This is a genomic window from Anaerobacillus sp. ABR4_321 (assembly GCF_056158505.1).
Map to the genome: position 1 here is coordinate 1 of NZ_JBSWTK010000012.1, position 15,723 is coordinate 15,723.

Annotated in this window: 14 protein-coding genes and 3 pseudogenes; 11 read left to right on the forward strand and 6 right to left on the reverse strand. The window is 36.5% G+C overall.

From position 1 onward, the window contains the following. Positions 1-601 precede the first annotated feature (601 nt). The 3 genes from ACXADT_RS21735 to ACXADT_RS21745 all read left to right on the forward strand — a co-directional run bounded on the left by ACXADT_RS21735 (position 602) and on the right by ACXADT_RS21745 (position 3,957). Positions 602-2,425, forward strand: coding sequence for a reverse transcriptase/maturase family protein (locus ACXADT_RS21735; protein WP_474831686.1), 1,824 nt, complete (start codon positions 602-604; stop codon positions 2,423-2,425). A 106-nt stretch (positions 2,426-2,531) separates the two neighbouring features. After that, a complete protein-coding gene (locus ACXADT_RS21740) occupies positions 2,532-3,284 on the forward strand; it encodes a M23 family metallopeptidase (protein WP_474834991.1) in 753 nt (250 codons plus the stop codon). A 52-nt stretch (positions 3,285-3,336) separates the two neighbouring features. Further along, positions 3,337-3,957 (forward strand): hypothetical protein, encoded by a 621-nt coding sequence (locus ACXADT_RS21745; RefSeq protein WP_474834989.1) that lies wholly within the window; start codon positions 3,337-3,339, stop codon positions 3,955-3,957. 4 nt (positions 3,958-3,961) lie between these two features. On the opposite strand, the gene ACXADT_RS21750 is transcribed toward ACXADT_RS21745, so the two are convergent. Both ACXADT_RS21750 and ACXADT_RS21755 read right to left on the reverse strand, forming a co-directional pair. Continuing rightward, positions 3,962-4,522, reverse strand: a complete 561-nt coding sequence (locus ACXADT_RS21750; protein ID WP_474834987.1) for a hypothetical protein — start codon at positions 4,520-4,522, stop codon at positions 3,962-3,964. Positions 4,523-4,527: 5 nt separating this feature from the next. Next, entirely contained in the window at positions 4,528-5,751 is a 1,224-nt protein-coding gene (locus ACXADT_RS21755; protein ID WP_474834985.1) for a hypothetical protein, read from the reverse strand. A 399-nt stretch (positions 5,752-6,150) separates the two neighbouring features. Here ACXADT_RS21755 and ACXADT_RS21760 point away from each other — a divergent pair, with 399 nt between their 5' ends. From ACXADT_RS21760 to ACXADT_RS21775, 4 genes and pseudogenes are all read left to right on the forward strand, one after another. Further along, positions 6,151-6,366, forward strand: coding sequence for a YHYH domain-containing protein (locus tag ACXADT_RS21760; RefSeq protein WP_474834983.1), 216 nt, complete (start codon positions 6,151-6,153; stop codon positions 6,364-6,366). Between the two features lie 45 nt (positions 6,367-6,411). Then, positions 6,412-6,666: pseudogene (locus tag ACXADT_RS21765) on the forward strand (DNA/RNA non-specific endonuclease); the annotation flags it as partial. 222 nt (positions 6,667-6,888) lie between these two features. Further along, positions 6,889-7,470, forward strand: a complete 582-nt coding sequence (locus tag ACXADT_RS21770) for a copper resistance CopC family protein (protein WP_474834981.1) — start codon at positions 6,889-6,891, stop codon at positions 7,468-7,470. Between the two features lie 23 nt (positions 7,471-7,493). After that, entirely contained in the window at positions 7,494-8,609 is a 1,116-nt protein-coding gene (locus ACXADT_RS21775) for a copper resistance D family protein (protein WP_474834979.1), read from the forward strand. A gap of 187 nt (positions 8,610-8,796) precedes the next feature. Here the strand turns inward: ACXADT_RS21775 and ACXADT_RS21780 are convergent, their stop codons facing one another. From ACXADT_RS21780 to ACXADT_RS21790, 3 genes and pseudogenes are all read right to left on the reverse strand, one after another. After that, positions 8,797-10,644: an LTA synthase family protein gene (locus ACXADT_RS21780; protein WP_474834977.1), complete on the reverse strand. Its 1,848-nt coding sequence runs from the start codon at positions 10,642-10,644 to the stop codon at positions 8,797-8,799. Between the two features lie 86 nt (positions 10,645-10,730). After that, positions 10,731-12,866 carry a heavy metal translocating P-type ATPase gene (locus ACXADT_RS21785; RefSeq protein WP_474834975.1) on the reverse strand — a complete coding sequence of 712 codons (2,136 nt, stop codon included), beginning with the start codon at positions 12,864-12,866 and terminating at the stop codon, positions 10,731-10,733. Positions 12,867-12,891: 25 nt separating this feature from the next. Continuing rightward, positions 12,892-13,236: pseudogene (locus tag ACXADT_RS21790) on the reverse strand (ArsR/SmtB family transcription factor). A gap of 312 nt (positions 13,237-13,548) precedes the next feature. On the opposite strand from ACXADT_RS21790, the gene ACXADT_RS21795 reads away from it, so the two are divergent. From ACXADT_RS21795 to ACXADT_RS21810, 4 genes and pseudogenes are all read left to right on the forward strand, one after another. Next, on the forward strand, positions 13,549-13,773 hold the full coding sequence (locus ACXADT_RS21795) for a YIEGIA domain-containing protein (protein ID WP_474834973.1): 225 nt from the start codon (positions 13,549-13,551) through the stop codon (positions 13,771-13,773). A gap of 114 nt (positions 13,774-13,887) precedes the next feature. Further along, on the forward strand, positions 13,888-14,061 hold the full coding sequence (locus tag ACXADT_RS21800; RefSeq protein ID WP_474834971.1) for a hypothetical protein: 174 nt from the start codon (positions 13,888-13,890) through the stop codon (positions 14,059-14,061). Positions 14,062-14,131: 70 nt separating this feature from the next. Beyond that, the gene (locus tag ACXADT_RS21805) at positions 14,132-14,239 is read left to right on the forward strand and encodes a hypothetical protein (protein ID WP_474835902.1); all 108 of its coding nucleotides are present in this window, start codon (positions 14,132-14,134) and stop codon (positions 14,237-14,239) included. 96 nt (positions 14,240-14,335) lie between these two features. Beyond that, positions 14,336-14,446 (forward strand): annotated as a pseudogene (locus ACXADT_RS21810) (capping complex subunit for YIEGIA); the annotation flags it as partial. Here ACXADT_RS21810 and ACXADT_RS21815 read toward each other — a convergent pair. Then, the gene (locus tag ACXADT_RS21815) at positions 14,443-15,486 is read right to left on the reverse strand and encodes a flavin-containing monooxygenase (RefSeq protein ID WP_474834969.1); all 1,044 of its coding nucleotides are present in this window, start codon (positions 15,484-15,486) and stop codon (positions 14,443-14,445) included. The pseudogene ACXADT_RS21810 and the gene ACXADT_RS21815 sit on opposite strands and share 4 nt — an antisense overlap. Between the last annotated feature and the right edge of the window lie 237 nt (positions 15,487-15,723).

The following is a 15,723-nucleotide window of genomic DNA, read 5'->3' on the forward strand; positions in this document are numbered from 1 at the left end:
TGCAGGTGCGACCATAAGGTCATATAAGAAATCTCTCTTTGGCAAGGGAGCAAGCCAGACCACAATCGCTTGTCACCACTCAACTTATCCGTGAGGGAAACCAATATCGGGGAGTGTAGCATGTTGAGAAAGCCATAAGTTATCGAATTACCGCGATACGACTGAATGGCAAGGTGAATAGTTGTAAATAAGGATAAAAGCTAAACTGCTTGAACGATAGTCCAAGGGGATTAATGGCCCATCTATAGCGGAAGGTAATTATTAACGCTATACAGCTAAAGAGGGTAAGGTAATTGCATACTTATTCTTATTGAGTACTATATAATTGGTAGATAGTATTCAGGTGGTCTAAAGGCTGACCGTTCCCAATAAGGGAAAAAGGACGAAAGTCGTATCCGACATTACAACATGCCAGTTCTTATATGTAACTAAATGGTGATTACCTAAGTTGGAAAGCTATAAAGCTATAGCACGAGGTGCTTGAATATCCAATAAGGTAACGGAGTTCTCGTAGTAGTCCGAGGTAAGGAAAGCTTGCCACATGGCGAAGGAGAACAGCTTATCTCGTCTGACATCAAATTGGAAAGGAGCGTGAGGCTCTATGAGAAGTCCAAAAATAGTGTTAGACAATCTAGCGAAACAGACAACTCGTCAAGACTATAAATTCCGTAGAATCTATAGAAACCTGTATAATGTAGAATTTTACCTTCTAGCATACTCAAAAATATATGCCAAGGAAGGCAATATGACACAGGGTGTTGACGGTAAAACCATAGATGGTATGAGTCTAAAACGTATTGAAAATTTAATAGAACGTCTGAAAGATCAAAGCTATCAACCGCAACCATCAAAAAGGGTCTATATCCCTAAGAAAAATGGAAAAAAACGTCCGTTAGGGATTCCATCATTTGAAGATAAACTCTTACAGGAAGTTGTAAGGCTCATCCTTGAAGGAATTTATGAGAACACATTTTCCAATGTGTCCCATGGTTTTCGACCTCAAAAAAGTTGTCATACAGCCCTTTTTCAAATCAAAGAACGCTTCACAGGTGCTAAATGGTTTATTGAAGGTGACATTAAAGGTTTCTTCGATAATATAGACCATCATATACTAATCAATATTTTGAAGCGTAAAATTGAGGATGAAGCTTTTATTAATCTCATGTGGAAATTTTTAAAAGCTGGCTATATGGAAGATTGGAAGTATCATACAACTTTTAGTGGTACACCACAGGGAGGCATCATCAGTCCTATTCTTTCCAATATTTATCTTAATGAATTTGACAACTATGTATTAAAATACAAAAAACATTTTGATAAAGGAGAGTCTCGACACAGAAATAAGGAGTACAGAGCAAGGGAAAATAGACTCTATAAAGCCAAAAAGAGGTACAAAGAAAAATGGACTGAGATGACTGTAAGGGAAAAGAACGAAGCCAGGGAAGAAATAAAATCCCTTAAGAAACACATGATGGAACTTCCATACAAGGACCCGATGGATGAATCCTATAAAAGGATACAATACACAAGATATGCGGATGATTTTTTGATTGGAATTATCGGTAGTAAAGAAGATTGTAGACAGGTTAAAGATGATTTGACGGATTTTCTAATGAGTGAATTAAAAATCGAGTTATCTCAAGAAAAGACATTAATTACTCACTCAGGAGACCGAGCTAGGTTTCTCGGATATGATGTTAAAATCAGTCATGATGATTTAACTACAAAAGTTACGGCTAGTGGACATAAGCAAAGAACTAGAACGATGAGCTGTGAGCTTCTTCTACCGCATGATGTTTGGCGTAACAAACTATTAGACTACAAGGCGTTAAAAATAGACCCACATACCGGAGAATGGAAATCGACGCACCGCGCTCATCTTCTCCAAAATGATGACCTTGAAATTTTAACAACATACAACGCAGAAATAAGAGGTTTATATAATTATTACAAGTTAGCAAATAACGTCTACAAACTCGATGGTTTTAAAAACATCATGGAATATAGCATGTACAAAACTTTCGCTAACAAATATAAATCTAGCGTTAGAAAGATATTGCGAAAATACAAGGTAAATGGTCATTTTGGAGTAAGGTACAACACCTCTAAAGGTTCTAAAGTATCATTTTTCTACAAAGATGGTTTCAAGAAAAGCCATTCCCTCAATAAGCGGAGTGAAATTGATATCATCCCTACGGAACGAAATAATATTTACAGCAGGACGAGTCTAATCGAAAGGTTATTAGCAAGTGAATGTGAGTGGTGCGGTACCAAAAATATCCCTCTCGAAATACATCACATAAAAAAGCTAAAAGACCTAAAAGGCAGGAAGCGATGGGAAAAGCGAATGATTGAAAGAAACCGCAAAACCATGGCATTATGCACGACCTGCCACGTCGATTTGCATAACGGTAAACTAGATTGATAAGTGGAGAGCCGTATACATCGAGAGGTGTACGTACGGTTCGGGGAGGAGTTCACGGAAACCTGTCATGGAGACATGATAAGGCGCTGGGTTCTTACTCTACTTTATGAAATGTACTTGGTTAGGATGGGGGTATTCTGGGTGTGTAGGTGGGCTAGGTAATGCCTCTATACCCGACAGTATTAAAACCGATCCCGCCATGATAAAAAAATATAATGGGTATGGTCGTGATGCTAATGGAGACGGTAAGGCTGATCCCTGGGATATAGAGGATGCGATTCATTCAGCAGCCTATTATCTTTCTGCAAGTGGCTATTCAAAAGATGCACGAAAATCCATATACTCTTATAACCATGCTTCATGGTACGTTGATAAAGTTATGAGGAATGCCAACAAGTTTAAATCCCAGGCTACTTATGTTCCAAGTGAAGGAAATTTACCTCCTGCAACCAGTGGTGCATTCATGCGTCCCACAACTGGGAGGATAACCTCTGGCTATGGACCCCGGTGGGGGAGTTTACACGCTGGAGTAGACATAGGTGGCGGGGGCAGAACTGGAAAAGTCCCAATCGTCGCATCTGCAAGTGGGAAGGTGGTTCGTTCATACTATTCAAATTCCTATGGTGAATGTGTAATTATAGAACATAACGTTAACGGAAAGCAATATCAAACCTTGTATGCGCATATGACACATCGAGCTGTATTTTTGGGACAAAGTGTAGAAAAAGGATCCTATATCGGTGATATGGGAAACACTGGAGGTTCAAAAGGAAAGCATTTGCATTTTGAGGTTCACCAACCCGCATGGAACGCTTCAAAATCTGCATCTTTAAACCCAGTATTGGTAGTGCCATTTTGATGAAATTTACAATAAAACCCTTAAAAGGTAAAGTTTGTTAAGAGGGGGAAGTATGAAAAAATATATCATAATTGGTTGTTCAGGACTTCTCATCCTTGTTATTGGTTTAATACTAGTATACGAGTCAGAGGAACTTCTGTCGATTGATAAATCCACGCAGAATGACATTATGAAAGAAATAGAAAATATAGAAGCACAAGAAGCCACTATTAATAAATGGGTTAACGCTGAGGACATTGAAGGGAATTTTGTAGAGCATCCCAATGAAGAGGTTTTGGCAAGATATAAAGAAAAAAAAGGCGTCGTTGAATTCTTGTTTGCCACAGTATTAATGGAAAACACCGAACTATTCGTGCAAGCCTTTGATACAGAAACCATTTCTAAAGATCTGTTTAAAGATGATGAACCTAATAAAGAATTAGTGGCCAAACGTTTAATGTCCCGAATATCTAGAGACGATACTTTAAGTGAGGTCAAATATACTCCGTTAACTGGAGCATTCGGAACTGAAGAAGATGAGTCAAAGGTGACTCTGTATTATGAGGATGGTCGAAAAGTAAGTATGATGCTTAGTTTCGTAAAAGGTGGCACAGCACATTCAGATGATGACGAAATCTATTCAGTAAAGACATCAGCTTGGGACATGATAAACAATATAGAAAAAGCGCACTAAGCTTTCATTGCTTGGGGCGCTTTCTTTTTTTATAATGATTTATTTCTTCTGCAGTTAAATGTTTTGAGATTGTGCTGTATGAAGGAACATTGTTATTCCTCGCAAAATCATCCCATTTATTCCGGCTAGTAAAATGTTCAATATTCGCTTCTAATTTTTCAATTATATCTTCTTTGGTATAAATTTTTTTCCTAACCTTTGAAGCAGCCGGTAAACCGATCGCCTCTCGGGTACAGTTCCAAGTTTTGAACTCATTTATATAGGTTTGTGGTGAGGGTAAGTGGTTCTTTTTAGCAAAAGATTCCCATCCTCGCTTTGTAGAAAACTCTGCTTTGTGTTGTTTTCCTATCTCTATTAGTTCTTCTCTTGTAAATCTCTCCCGCTGTCGCTTATTAGGCAACAGAAGCAAGTCCTTTAACTTATTCCACGATCCAAATCGTTTGATCAACGTAATTGATTTGGGAAGATAATTTTCACTTGCATAAAGGTCCCAATTACGAACTGTAGTTATAGCGTGCGAATGTTGCTTAAGTAATTCTAAAAGCTCATTGTCTCTTCTTTCCATTTCATTCATCCTTCAGCTAACTTAGCTTGTTGTTCTTGTTCCCAGATGTATTGAACGGCACCTTCGTTGCTTGCATTGTACTTCTTTATTTCCGATAGATGGTGATCAAATTCGGTTTCATTCGGTGCATCCATGAGTGCTTGCTTTAAATGATTTTTACCTGAAAAATAATCGCTCTGTTGTCTTTCTACAAAATGTTGGTAGTGCTTATAATCACGATAGAACTTAAGTTTCGGATGAAGTTGCTTAGCGCGAGATAGGTCTATAAACATCTCAATTTTATCGTACTTAAAATAAGTAAATTCATGAAGATCTGGAATAAATGGACGATTATTCGTGAAGGAGGTATCTGGATATTCAACCTCTCTAACGTACTCTTTCTTTTTGTCCAAGAGAAACTTTCCCTCAACAAAAGAACCGGTGAGTTTAATTTTTTCTCCAACAAAGCAATTTGGTTCCTCTCCATATGCTAAACATCTTGGCGCTACTGGCTTAGGAATAAGGATGCAAAGTTCTCTTTCATAGGTTACCCCTAAGATAAAGAAGTAATCTCCTAGAGTAGGCAATCTGTTGAGTCTATTGTAAGCTTCATCAAAGGTGAGGACATTATTCTTAACCTGAAATTTCTCGTCCATGTCTGGCATGTTTTCGTCTGGCTCTTTACCTCTAATAACTCGATAGAATTGCTTATCTCTTTCTTTTTCTAACCTCTTTTTTTCCTCATCAACTCCAGCATTAATAAAATACTCTATAACGTCTTTATTAATTTCTAACCTTTTTCTTTCGGCATATCCTTCCGGATCTTTTCTTTTTTCCTTTCTATCTATAGTGAATTGAATAAGTAACCCAGTCCAGTAGAGTAATACAAACGGAAAAAAGGCAATGAATGCTATTCCGATGATGAGTTTAGTAAATACTTCACTGTGAGTGAAAATTACGAACGTAAAAATGATTGCTATTAATATCGTGCCAAATACCATAGCAGAGATTGAAAGAGAATAGGCTGCCATGACAATGCGGAGGAAGGTCATTTCTGGTGCTCCTTCCACGATTAAGCCCATTGAATCTAACAATGAAACGATATGTAAGAACTCGAGAACAGGGAGCACCTTATCCCAGTTAGACGCTATTACTAATGTAAGAATAATCCCTATTAACCCTGCCAAACCAGTTTGTTTTCCTCTTCGATACATAATAGCTGAATCTGCAATGTGCAATAGTGTGTTCATTACCTCACCGCCTTCTTTTTATATAACAATTATACCACAGAATAGTATGAATTTCTCTGTAAGCAATAATTATTTATGCAAATTTTCAATTGAGCTGTATAGTGAAAAGGAAGGTATTTGCACCTAATTTAAAATTTTCCGTATGAATTTTCAGGATTGTTTTATAGTTAGTAATGAGTCAGAAATTTTCCGCAATACAAAATACAGATCCTTGTATAGGCGGAAATGAAGGGTTATAGATGCAAAGCTTCATACCACCAATTTATTGATTCGCAATGAGAATACAAAGAAGGAAGCTAAGATTGGGGTAAACTGTGGAAAAATCGTTTTGATTGTACTTACTAACATTTAAAACAGAGTCCAGAATAGCTTATTTGGAAGACAGAATCCGTAGCGCAGGTGGAGCTACTAATTTTGAAGCAATTATCACATATCCGAATCGCCAGCGTACACTCCGGACGCACTGATAGTAGTGGGGGACATAATTGTTCGCCTAAATCACAATCAAAGGGCCTATGTACTGGATACCATTCCCATAACAGCGGAAGCAATTCTTCTTCCTCAAGACTCAGGATCGTAATCTTTTGTGTACCCTTTTGCATTCCAGTATGCTAATTATGAAACAGACATGCATGAGTGGTCTCTCAAACTGGTACTTATAACGAGAGCGTTGATACTTTTGACAATGTAAACCCTGATGAAGTAAATTCATCACTCGGTCTAACAGGAAGTGAGTCTTCTGATTCAACCAGTTCAAACACAAACGGTAATATTTCTAGTGTTGATACGAATGGTAATGGCCAGGTGACGATAAAAGAAGCAAAAGCAGCAGGTTTCAGTATGCCAATAAAAAGTGATCATTGGTTATACCCCTATATGCACGATGCGGATAAGGACGGTATGGTAGGGGAGTAATTGTATACTGCTTTCTTACTCTACCTGTCAAAGTAAGCCGATGAATTAGCATAATTAGGTCTGACTTATTTCTTAGATGTACAATCAGCGAGCTCCACACATTACGAGTTAGATAACAGAAAGGAAATCAAATAATAAAGCTCTAAATATTTATAAATTGTGTGAACAGAAGGGGAAAAATGTTCTTTAATTGATAAGATAGAGGAAAAGGAGAGATGCCCATTGAAAAAAACAATATTTTTAGCCCTTATACTATATTTTATATACAGTCCAGTTACTAATGCTCATTCTGTTTTAGAAGCATCTAATCCTCAGGAGGGTGAAGTAATATACGAACCACTGACGAAGGTTGAGTTAGATTTTAATACAAAAGTAGAAAACGGAAGTAATATCACCCTAACTAATGAACTTGGGGATCAAATGAAACCTGACCGCCTTCAAATAGAGGAGAGTAAAATGATTGGTACCTTTAACCAACCGTTGTTAAATGGTTCTTACTCAGTCGACATTGAAATTATTGGTGCTGACGGGCATCTAGTCAAAGAAAGCTACTCTTTTAAAGTAAGTGGAGAGAACACTCAGTCTAATGAAAAAGATGTTAATGAAGCAAAAAAAAATGATCAGCATGATGCTGATGCCAAACAATCAACTGAAGAAGATAATACGGTAACCATTAACGATGATAAAGAGAAGAATACAACTGCGCTATCTTTACCTCTTTCTAATATCACCTTATGGCTTGTTGTTATATTAGGATTGTTTGCTGTTTATCTTTTTTACAGGATTATTCGAAATAAATCATAGGAATTTTGAAGGATGCGATTGATATGATAGTTATAACAGAATTGTTATTGTATTTAAGTTTTTCCGTTTTGATTGGATCTTTACTGGTATTAGTGGTTCCGAAAAAGTATAGACCAGAGGTTATTGTATCAAAACCTGTATTATTGATTTGTACAGCTTTGATACCTATCCTATCTATTGGACCGTTATTACGTGTTAGTTTAATTTTATCTAACAATGTAGGAATGTGGGTTAGCTTTCGCAATGTCTTGTTTACATTTGAAATTGGTCAAGCGTGGCTTTTCACCCTGATTTTGGCAGTTCTATTATTTTTATTATTAGCCATCATTAAACTCGATCCAAAGGAACCTTTAATTAAAGTTGCACTTGTTTTCATTGTTTTTTTAGCATTTGGTGTTGGAAAAGCAGGCCATGCGGCATCCATTACCCCTTGGACAGGGTTTATTGCCCATTCGGTTCACTTTTTAGCCGTTATAATCTGGATTGGTATACTTCTCGTGATTGGTTTTAGGTCAAAACATTTTACGAATTGGCCTTCATTTCTTAAGTGGTTCACGCCACTTTCGATTGTATGTGTATCAATAACGTTTATTGCGGGTTATTTTTTAATGGAAATCGATATTCAATCCTACAACGATCAAAACGCATTTATTCTAACAGAATATGCAAATGGATTAGTCGTCAATTATGGACAGGCTCTTTTACTTAAGCATCTTTTTTTCATTCCCATTTTGTTATTTGCTTTTTTAAATGGGGTGGTACTTAAAAAATGTTTGGCAAAACATTCAAATGTAAATATCGCTAGGTTCTTACGAATAGAGGGGATCTATGCACTGATTGTTTTTGGAATAACGGCATTTATGGGACAACAATACCCTCCGCATCAGGTTGATAAGCTTATTCAATCTGATGGTGTATCACCGTTGTTTGAATTATTTTACCAAAATGCGATTGATCCTACTATTCAAGTAAACTGGGAACTCACCGGTGACAGCTTAATTTTTTTCACTTTTGCTTTTTTATTCTTGATATTAAATATTTTCGCGTCAATTAAACGTTTTCCATCGTATTTAGTAATTATTGTAGGAACCGTAGTTCCAATTTGTATGTATTTGGGGATTATGCTTGGGGTTCGATAGTTTATGGCGAAATAGCAACTTGAGTAGGTTATATATGCATGTTCCTTTCGTTTTTTTAACTTAATGCAAAGATAACAAAGAAACTATCAAAACGTTTTAAAAGACAATAAACTGAATCAAATAAAGAAAGAGGCTGAACCTAACCACCATGTATTGTGTCGTTAGTCAGCCTCTTTTAATTTCTGGATTAGTTTTTGTAGAACCGCAATAAATCCCCATAAATAATTTTATCTGAATACATTAGATCTTTCTTCCCTTTTTCAACATAAGGAGCACATTTTTCTTTGGGAGCTTCAGTGCCATTTTTAGATTGATAACACTTACCTTCAGAATAAATGTACTGATCGGTTATGACACTCCCATCTCGAAAAACAGCAAAGTCTTTCTTTTGTTTTGAGAACATGTCATTCCCAAATTGCAGATTATTTGATTTGATTCCTAGTAGATTTAAGAGGGTTGGTTGAACGTCCACTTGACCAGAAACGGTATTAATCGTTTTATTGCCTTCATCTCCTGGAATGTGGACGATAAACGGAACTTTTTGCAATTGAGCAGACACCATAGGCGTGACTTCTTTTCCTAGATATTTACCCATTGCTTTATTGTGGTTTTCAGAAATACCATAGTGGTCACCGTAAATTACGAACATCGAATCTTTATACATGCCTTTCTCCTTAAGCATGTTAAAGAATTTTTTCAACGCTTCATCTTCATATCGAACCGTTGTAAAGTATCTATTAACTGTGCCATCATCAGAAGTCCATTCGGGAATCATTTCATCTTCCTGGTTTAATGTGAATGGAAAATGATTGGTTAAGGTAATGAACTTAGCATAAAAAGGCTCAGGTAAAGCTGTTAGATATTTCATAGATTGCGCGTAAAATTGGTCATCCTTTAATCCCCAGCCAATTGAATTTTCATTATTTGTGGTGAAATATTTTAAGGAATAATATTTATCGTAACCTAATGTTTGATACATAATATCACGGTTCCAAAAACTTTTGTTGTTCGCATGGAACACATAGGAAGAATAGTCGTCTTTTTCCTTAATTATTTCAGGAGTTGCATTGTATTCATTCTGTGCATGGGTAAAGAAAGCAGCCCCACTAGGTAATCCATACATTGAGTTATCAACGATAAACTCCGAATCCGAAGTTTTTCCTTGTCCTGTTTGATGGTAAAAATTATTGAAATAATAGGTGCCTTTCTGATCAATAAGGTCATTTAGGAAAGGGGTGATTTCTTTTCCATCCACTTTGTTATTAATGACAAAATTCTGTGTCGACTCCAACGATATAACAAATACATTTTTCCCTTTCGCTTTTGCCGTAAAATTAGGATTTACTGGGACATTGTTACCCCGAATGTAATTTTCTACCTCGGTTATTTCACTGCTATCTGCGAAGGCTCTTTTTGCTCTTGTTTTGGTTTGCATTACCGAATCATATAAATGATAATTAAACGTGCCAATGTTTTTCACTAACATTTCTCTGTCAAACGTCCGAGTTAATAACTGCGGTCGTTCCATTTCAGCTAGTCCAATATTAATAGCAAACATAACAAGTGAACTGGCGAAAATTAGCATCGCTTCTTTCTTACTCACAATCAGTTTATTAGTAATTTTTGTACTTACTATATAAGCTAGTATTGGAATGTCAATAAATAAAAAGATATCTTGCCATTGAATTAATTCAAAAATACTTCCACCTAAATCTCCCATATTGTTTGTCTGGAAAAGAACTGGGATCGTGATGAAATCGGAGAAAAACCGATAATAAACCACATTGGCGTATAAGATAAGGGTGGCTACCAAATCGATAATTAGTAAACCGTACTTTTGTATTTTACCTTTAAAGATCGTACTAACTGTGATTAATAATAGAATAGAACTTATTGGGTTTAATATGAGTATGATCTCCTGTAGAAGGTTCTCCATCGGTAAATCAAAAGAAGACTTATAAACAATATATGTCTTTAACCATATCGCAACTCCAAAAATCAATAACAGGATTGTTCGTTTTTTCTGGGCAAACATATGAATCCTCCAAATCTATAAAACTGATCATGTGCATCTCAATTAATAAACCCGGTTATTAAAAACATAACCGGGTTACTTTGTAATTAAGATGTTTGCATGTTACTTTCTACATCGTCTTCTGAACTGTAACCTTTATTCTTTTTCCCTTGCCAGAGGATTGTTAAACTTATAAGGGTAACAAGGATTGTCGCTCCCATGTCGGCGAGAATAGCAATCCAGAGGGTCAACAGTCCAGGCACTGTCAATAATAATGCAATTAATTTAAGCCCAAGTGCTAATGAAATATTTAGTTTGATCGTTCGGTTCACACGTTTGGCGATTGAAATTGCATCTGGAAGTTTTTCAAGGTGATCTTGCATCAGTACAATATCAGCAGTTTCTATGGCACTGTCTGTTCCTTTTCCCATCGCTATTCCTAAGTCGGCAGAGGCGAGGGCTGGTGCATCGTTAATACCATCCCCAATCATGGCTACTTTTCCTTGCTTGGTTAGGGCTTTAATCATCTCAACTTTTTCTTCAGGAAGGAGATTGCCATAATAACGTTTAACTCCTACTTGTTTTGCGACTTTCTCAGCTGTTTTTTCATGATCTCCTGTTAACATCACCGTGTTTTTAATTCCCGTTTCATGAAGAGCTTTAACAACAGAGTGACTTTCTCCCCTGATCTGATCGGCTATACCGAAAATTCCTAGTATTTGATTTTGACTAGCTACTATTACCAGCGTCAATCCCTCTTTTTTCATTGAGATTATTTTGTGTTGAATTTGGACTGGTATTGTAAGGTGTTCTATATTTTTTTCATTGCCAACCCAGTACTTTTGACCATCCACTTGAGCAATAATGCCTTGCCCTGAGACTGTTTCAATTTCATCTGCTTCTTTATGATCAATTGAATATTCTTCAATTTTTTTCATAACGGCTTTTGCTAGTGGGTGAGAAGAGGACTTCTCAATGGCTGCAGCTACTGTGAAAAAGCTTTTCTGATCAAACGCTTCGTACTCCTGAACATAAGGTTGGCCTTTGGTGAGTGTTCCTGTTTTATCAAAAGCCAGGGTATCAATTTTACCTAATTGCTCTAGAAACACAGACCCTTTTACCAGGATACCGTTCCGTGCATTTGATGTGATTCCTGAAATATTTGCAATGGGAGAAGAAAGAATCAGGGCACATGGACAGCCTACGATGAGAACAGCTAACCCCTGATAGAACCACTCTCCCCAACTTCCTCCAGATAATAATGGGGGCACAACCATTACAATACCTGAAATAATCATGATGGAAGGTGTGTAATATTTTGAAAATCGATTGATGAAGAGCTCAGTAGGAGTTTTGGTATCTTGAGCTTCTTCCACAAGGTGGAGAATTTTTGCTAGTGAAGAATCTTCATAGGCTTTCGTGATTTGTACTTTTAAGACACCTTCATTGTTAATACTACCACCAAAAACCTCTTCACCAGATGACTTTTCAACAGGCATAGATTCACCGGTAATGGCCGATTCATTTACGGAGCTATTACCAGATACAATCATTCCATCTGACGGTATTTTTTCACCCGATCTGACTAAAACAATATCGTTCACCTTTAGGCTTTGGATCGAAACGACTTGTTCCATTCCATCCTGAATAATAGTGGCTTCTTTTGGTGCGATATCCAATAATTTTTCCATTGATTTTCTTGCTTTTTCCATTCCATAACCTTCAAGTAGTTCATTTAACCCGAACAAGATGGCGACAAGAGTTCCTTCTTTCCATTCTCCAATCGAAACTGCCCCGATCAATGCAATTGTCATTAATGTTTCGATGTTAAATTTTAAACGGAATAGATTTTTGAGTCCTTTTAGAAATGTTTGGTAACCACTTAATGCCATCGCTAATAGATAGAAGATTACAAGAGAAGTGTTCACTTGATTTTCCATAAAGAGAGTAACTAAGAAAATGGCTGATGAGATAGAAAGTAATAGAATCAAAGTTTTCTGGTTTCCGTGATCATGATCATGATCATGGCCGTGATCGTGACCGTGACTTTCTTTCATAATAGAGGCGTTATCAGATGCAAGAATATTTTCCACTTGTTCTATATTAACCTTTTCATCAACTTTCAGTTTGCCAGAATTGTAGCTGATTGAAGCTGAATCACCGTTTTCTAGTTGTTTAATTTGTTGTTCCAATTCCAGGGAACAGTTCGGACATGAAAGTCCTTTTATGCGATATTCTTTCATTAATGTCCACTCCTTTTTCTACTTCTTAATCATGTAGCGCATGATCAATGGATTGTTTTAGTAAAGAAAAAACATGTTGATCTTCAGGGGAATAATAAATTGATGCTCCTGCTCTGCGAGATTTGACCAAACGTAGGTTTTTTTAAAATCGCAATTGATGCGAAGCTGTTGATTGTAACAGTGATAATTCTTCTGCTATTTCGCTTACTGAGCATTCTTTTCGCGATAATAAATGGAGAATCCGAATCCGTGTGGGATCGGATAAAGCTTTGAATGTCTGAGAAACAATAAATAATGTTTCTTCATCAAGGTCGTCTTCTATTGTAGTACTATTAAGGTGTTCATCGTTTACCAATACGTTCAACTTCATTTCGTTTATTATACATAATATATGAACATGTGTTCATATATTATGTATAATTCTACAGGATATTTACCCAGGATGTCAAAGAAATCCAAACAAAAGCAAGTATTCAATAATAACAAAACCTACACTAGTATAAAAGAGAAAATCTCCCGTAGCGATTCTTCCTTTTACTTTCCATAATATTTCATACAGTGCTACAAAACTAAATGAACCAACAACTGTGCCAAGAAGGAAGCCATTCCATTTCTCATCTGAACCTAGAAGAATGCCTAAGTAGTACAGGAAGTGATCCGTTTCATAAATGGTGGAAGTTTGTTGAATTTAAGTGATCTGACAGTTATTCTTGTAGCGATCTTAACTGGCTTTGTTTCCCGGTTTGTGACATTAAAAGAAGACTACCGACAGTACCCTAGTTATCCGAATGAGTATATGATTCATCTTGTAACGGGATTCATTGCTTCAGCTCTTGGAGCAGTCGCTTTACTAGCCCTTCTAAGTAAAAACTATGTAGCAGTTACCTTCCTAACGCTTTCTGTATAAGCATGATTGAGAGATTTTCCGTGCTGTATTTGCTCATTCGATTTTCAAAAGGGAAGACCATTGGTGACATCGCTTCTGTAAAGCCAGGTAATGTCGAAGTAAAGGGGGTCAGAATTGTTTGTTGATGGCATTTATGTCAGCAACTTGTTAGGAACAGAGAACGCTGAAACCCTTGTAAAAAATGAATGTATAGCTGTTGTCATTCATCCGAATGAAGAACACTTTCGAATTTGCTCGATAATTTCGGCCAACGAAGAGCTGCGTTATTCGAAGCTACAAGAGCATTAGGTATTTACGGTATCATTTTACTCGTAAAGATTATGAGAAGGGGAGAGTTATTATCGCATTAGTTCCTTTAATACCTGATATTAAGGCTTTCATAGAACCAGTGGAAAAGTGCCCCCTCTTAGAAAGTGCCAAAAAATCGCATACAGTAATGAAAAGTAAACTGAAAGGGGATGTATAAATGGGACGCGAATCATCTATGAAGCCATCCTATGAAACATTAGCTTACCTCTCTACTATTAAAGAACGAATTCTTTCATGAGGAAATCTCTGCCTTTATTCTGAAAACGAAAAAGAACTAACCGTAATGATGCGAGATATCGCGAAAGGTCTAAAGGCTGACGTTGTTAAATTAACAAATGGAGATTACATGGTGATAAGAATCTAAGAATTTTTCTTTAGATGCTCAAAGAGAAAGTTTGCATCCGCTCCGACACCTTGTAATAGGGAGGAGCCGCGTCTGTATTGCCAGGGCAAACCCAAAAAGTATAGTCCTTTAACCGGTGAAATGCCCCTATTATGAATGGGAAAACCATTTTTATCAAAGGCACTTTTTATATTTATCCAAGAATAGTCAGTCCTAAAACCTGTTGCCCATATGATGTTTTTTGCAAACAAAGTTGATTTATCCTCGAAAAAGCATTGATTTTGAGATACTTTTATTAATCTTGGATGAATTTTAACAATTTCATTCCGTATATAATCTTTAAGAGTATAGCCAAAAATAGGATCCTCTCTTTCTTGAAGAAATTTTCCTACGCATGAATTTTTGGTTGCCTTTAGAATGCCTATTTTATCAAGCCACCAAAAAATACTCTTTTTTCCTACTGACAATGGCAAAAAATTTAGTCCCTCACTTATTGATAAGTGAACGGTGCTTTCTCTAGCTATCTCACTAGTAATTTGGGCTCCTGAATTGCCGCCACCAACAACTAGTACATTTCCATCTTGCAGTTGAGTTCTATTTTTGTACTCAGAAGAATGGAGTTGAACTATATTGTTCGAAATAGAATTCGAGAATTCTGGAATTTTCGGTTTCTGGAAAGGCCCGGTTGCGATGATAAGATTCTGACATGAAAAGAGACCTTGGTCCGTTTCAACGAAAAAAATACCATCTATTTTCGATACGTTTTGAACACAAGTTTGATTCTGGATGGGGAGATCAAAGGTACGTGCATATTGTTGTAAATAAGACGCTACATCATCTTTTGAAGGGTAGAACTTTTGTTGTCCGGGAAATGATAAGCCAGGCAACTGATTATATTGTCTTGGTGTAAAGAGCACTAATGAATCGTAACGATTCGCCCAGGTATCTCCAACGTTTTCTTGTTTATCTACAATTAAATAAGAAAGGGTACTTTGTTTTAGCCAGTACCCCATCGCTAACCCTGCTTGACCTCCACCTATTACAAGGGCATCATAATACACAAAAATCCTCCTTATATCTATTTCTTGGTTATGCTTGCCTTTTTTAGCTAAAAGGAAGGTATTATATTAACTTTACTCAAACATTATGATAGGGATCCTCAATATCTTAAACTTAAAAAGGAATATATGAACACATTATCATATATAAACGTAAACATTCATGACAAAACTTTGAACATCTTACATATCTTAATTTGTGTCAGGGTGTAATTTAATTGAAACAGATTTGTAAAGAAA

Coding starts and splice junctions, on each gene's coding strand:
- ACXADT_RS21775 (WP_474834979.1), top strand. CDS start 7,494: ATGATAGTTATAACAGAATTGTTATTGTATTTAAGTTTTTCCGTTTTG.
- ACXADT_RS21740 (WP_474834991.1), top strand. CDS start 2,532: ATGAAATGTACTTGGTTAGGATGGGGGTATTCTGGGTGTGTAGGTGGG.
- ACXADT_RS21735 (WP_474831686.1), top strand. CDS start 602: ATGAGAAGTCCAAAAATAGTGTTAGACAATCTAGCGAAACAGACAACT.
- ACXADT_RS21750 (WP_474834987.1), bottom strand. CDS start 4,522: ATGGAAAGAAGAGACAATGAGCTTTTAGAATTACTTAAGCAACATTCG.
- ACXADT_RS21780 (WP_474834977.1), bottom strand. CDS start 10,644: ATGTTTGCCCAGAAAAAACGAACAATCCTGTTATTGATTTTTGGAGTT.
- ACXADT_RS21755 (WP_474834985.1), bottom strand. CDS start 5,751: ATGAACACACTATTGCACATTGCAGATTCAGCTATTATGTATCGAAGA.
- ACXADT_RS21785 (WP_474834975.1), bottom strand. CDS start 12,866: ATGAAAGAATATCGCATAAAAGGACTTTCATGTCCGAACTGTTCCCTG.
- ACXADT_RS21745 (WP_474834989.1), top strand. CDS start 3,337: ATGAAAAAATATATCATAATTGGTTGTTCAGGACTTCTCATCCTTGTT.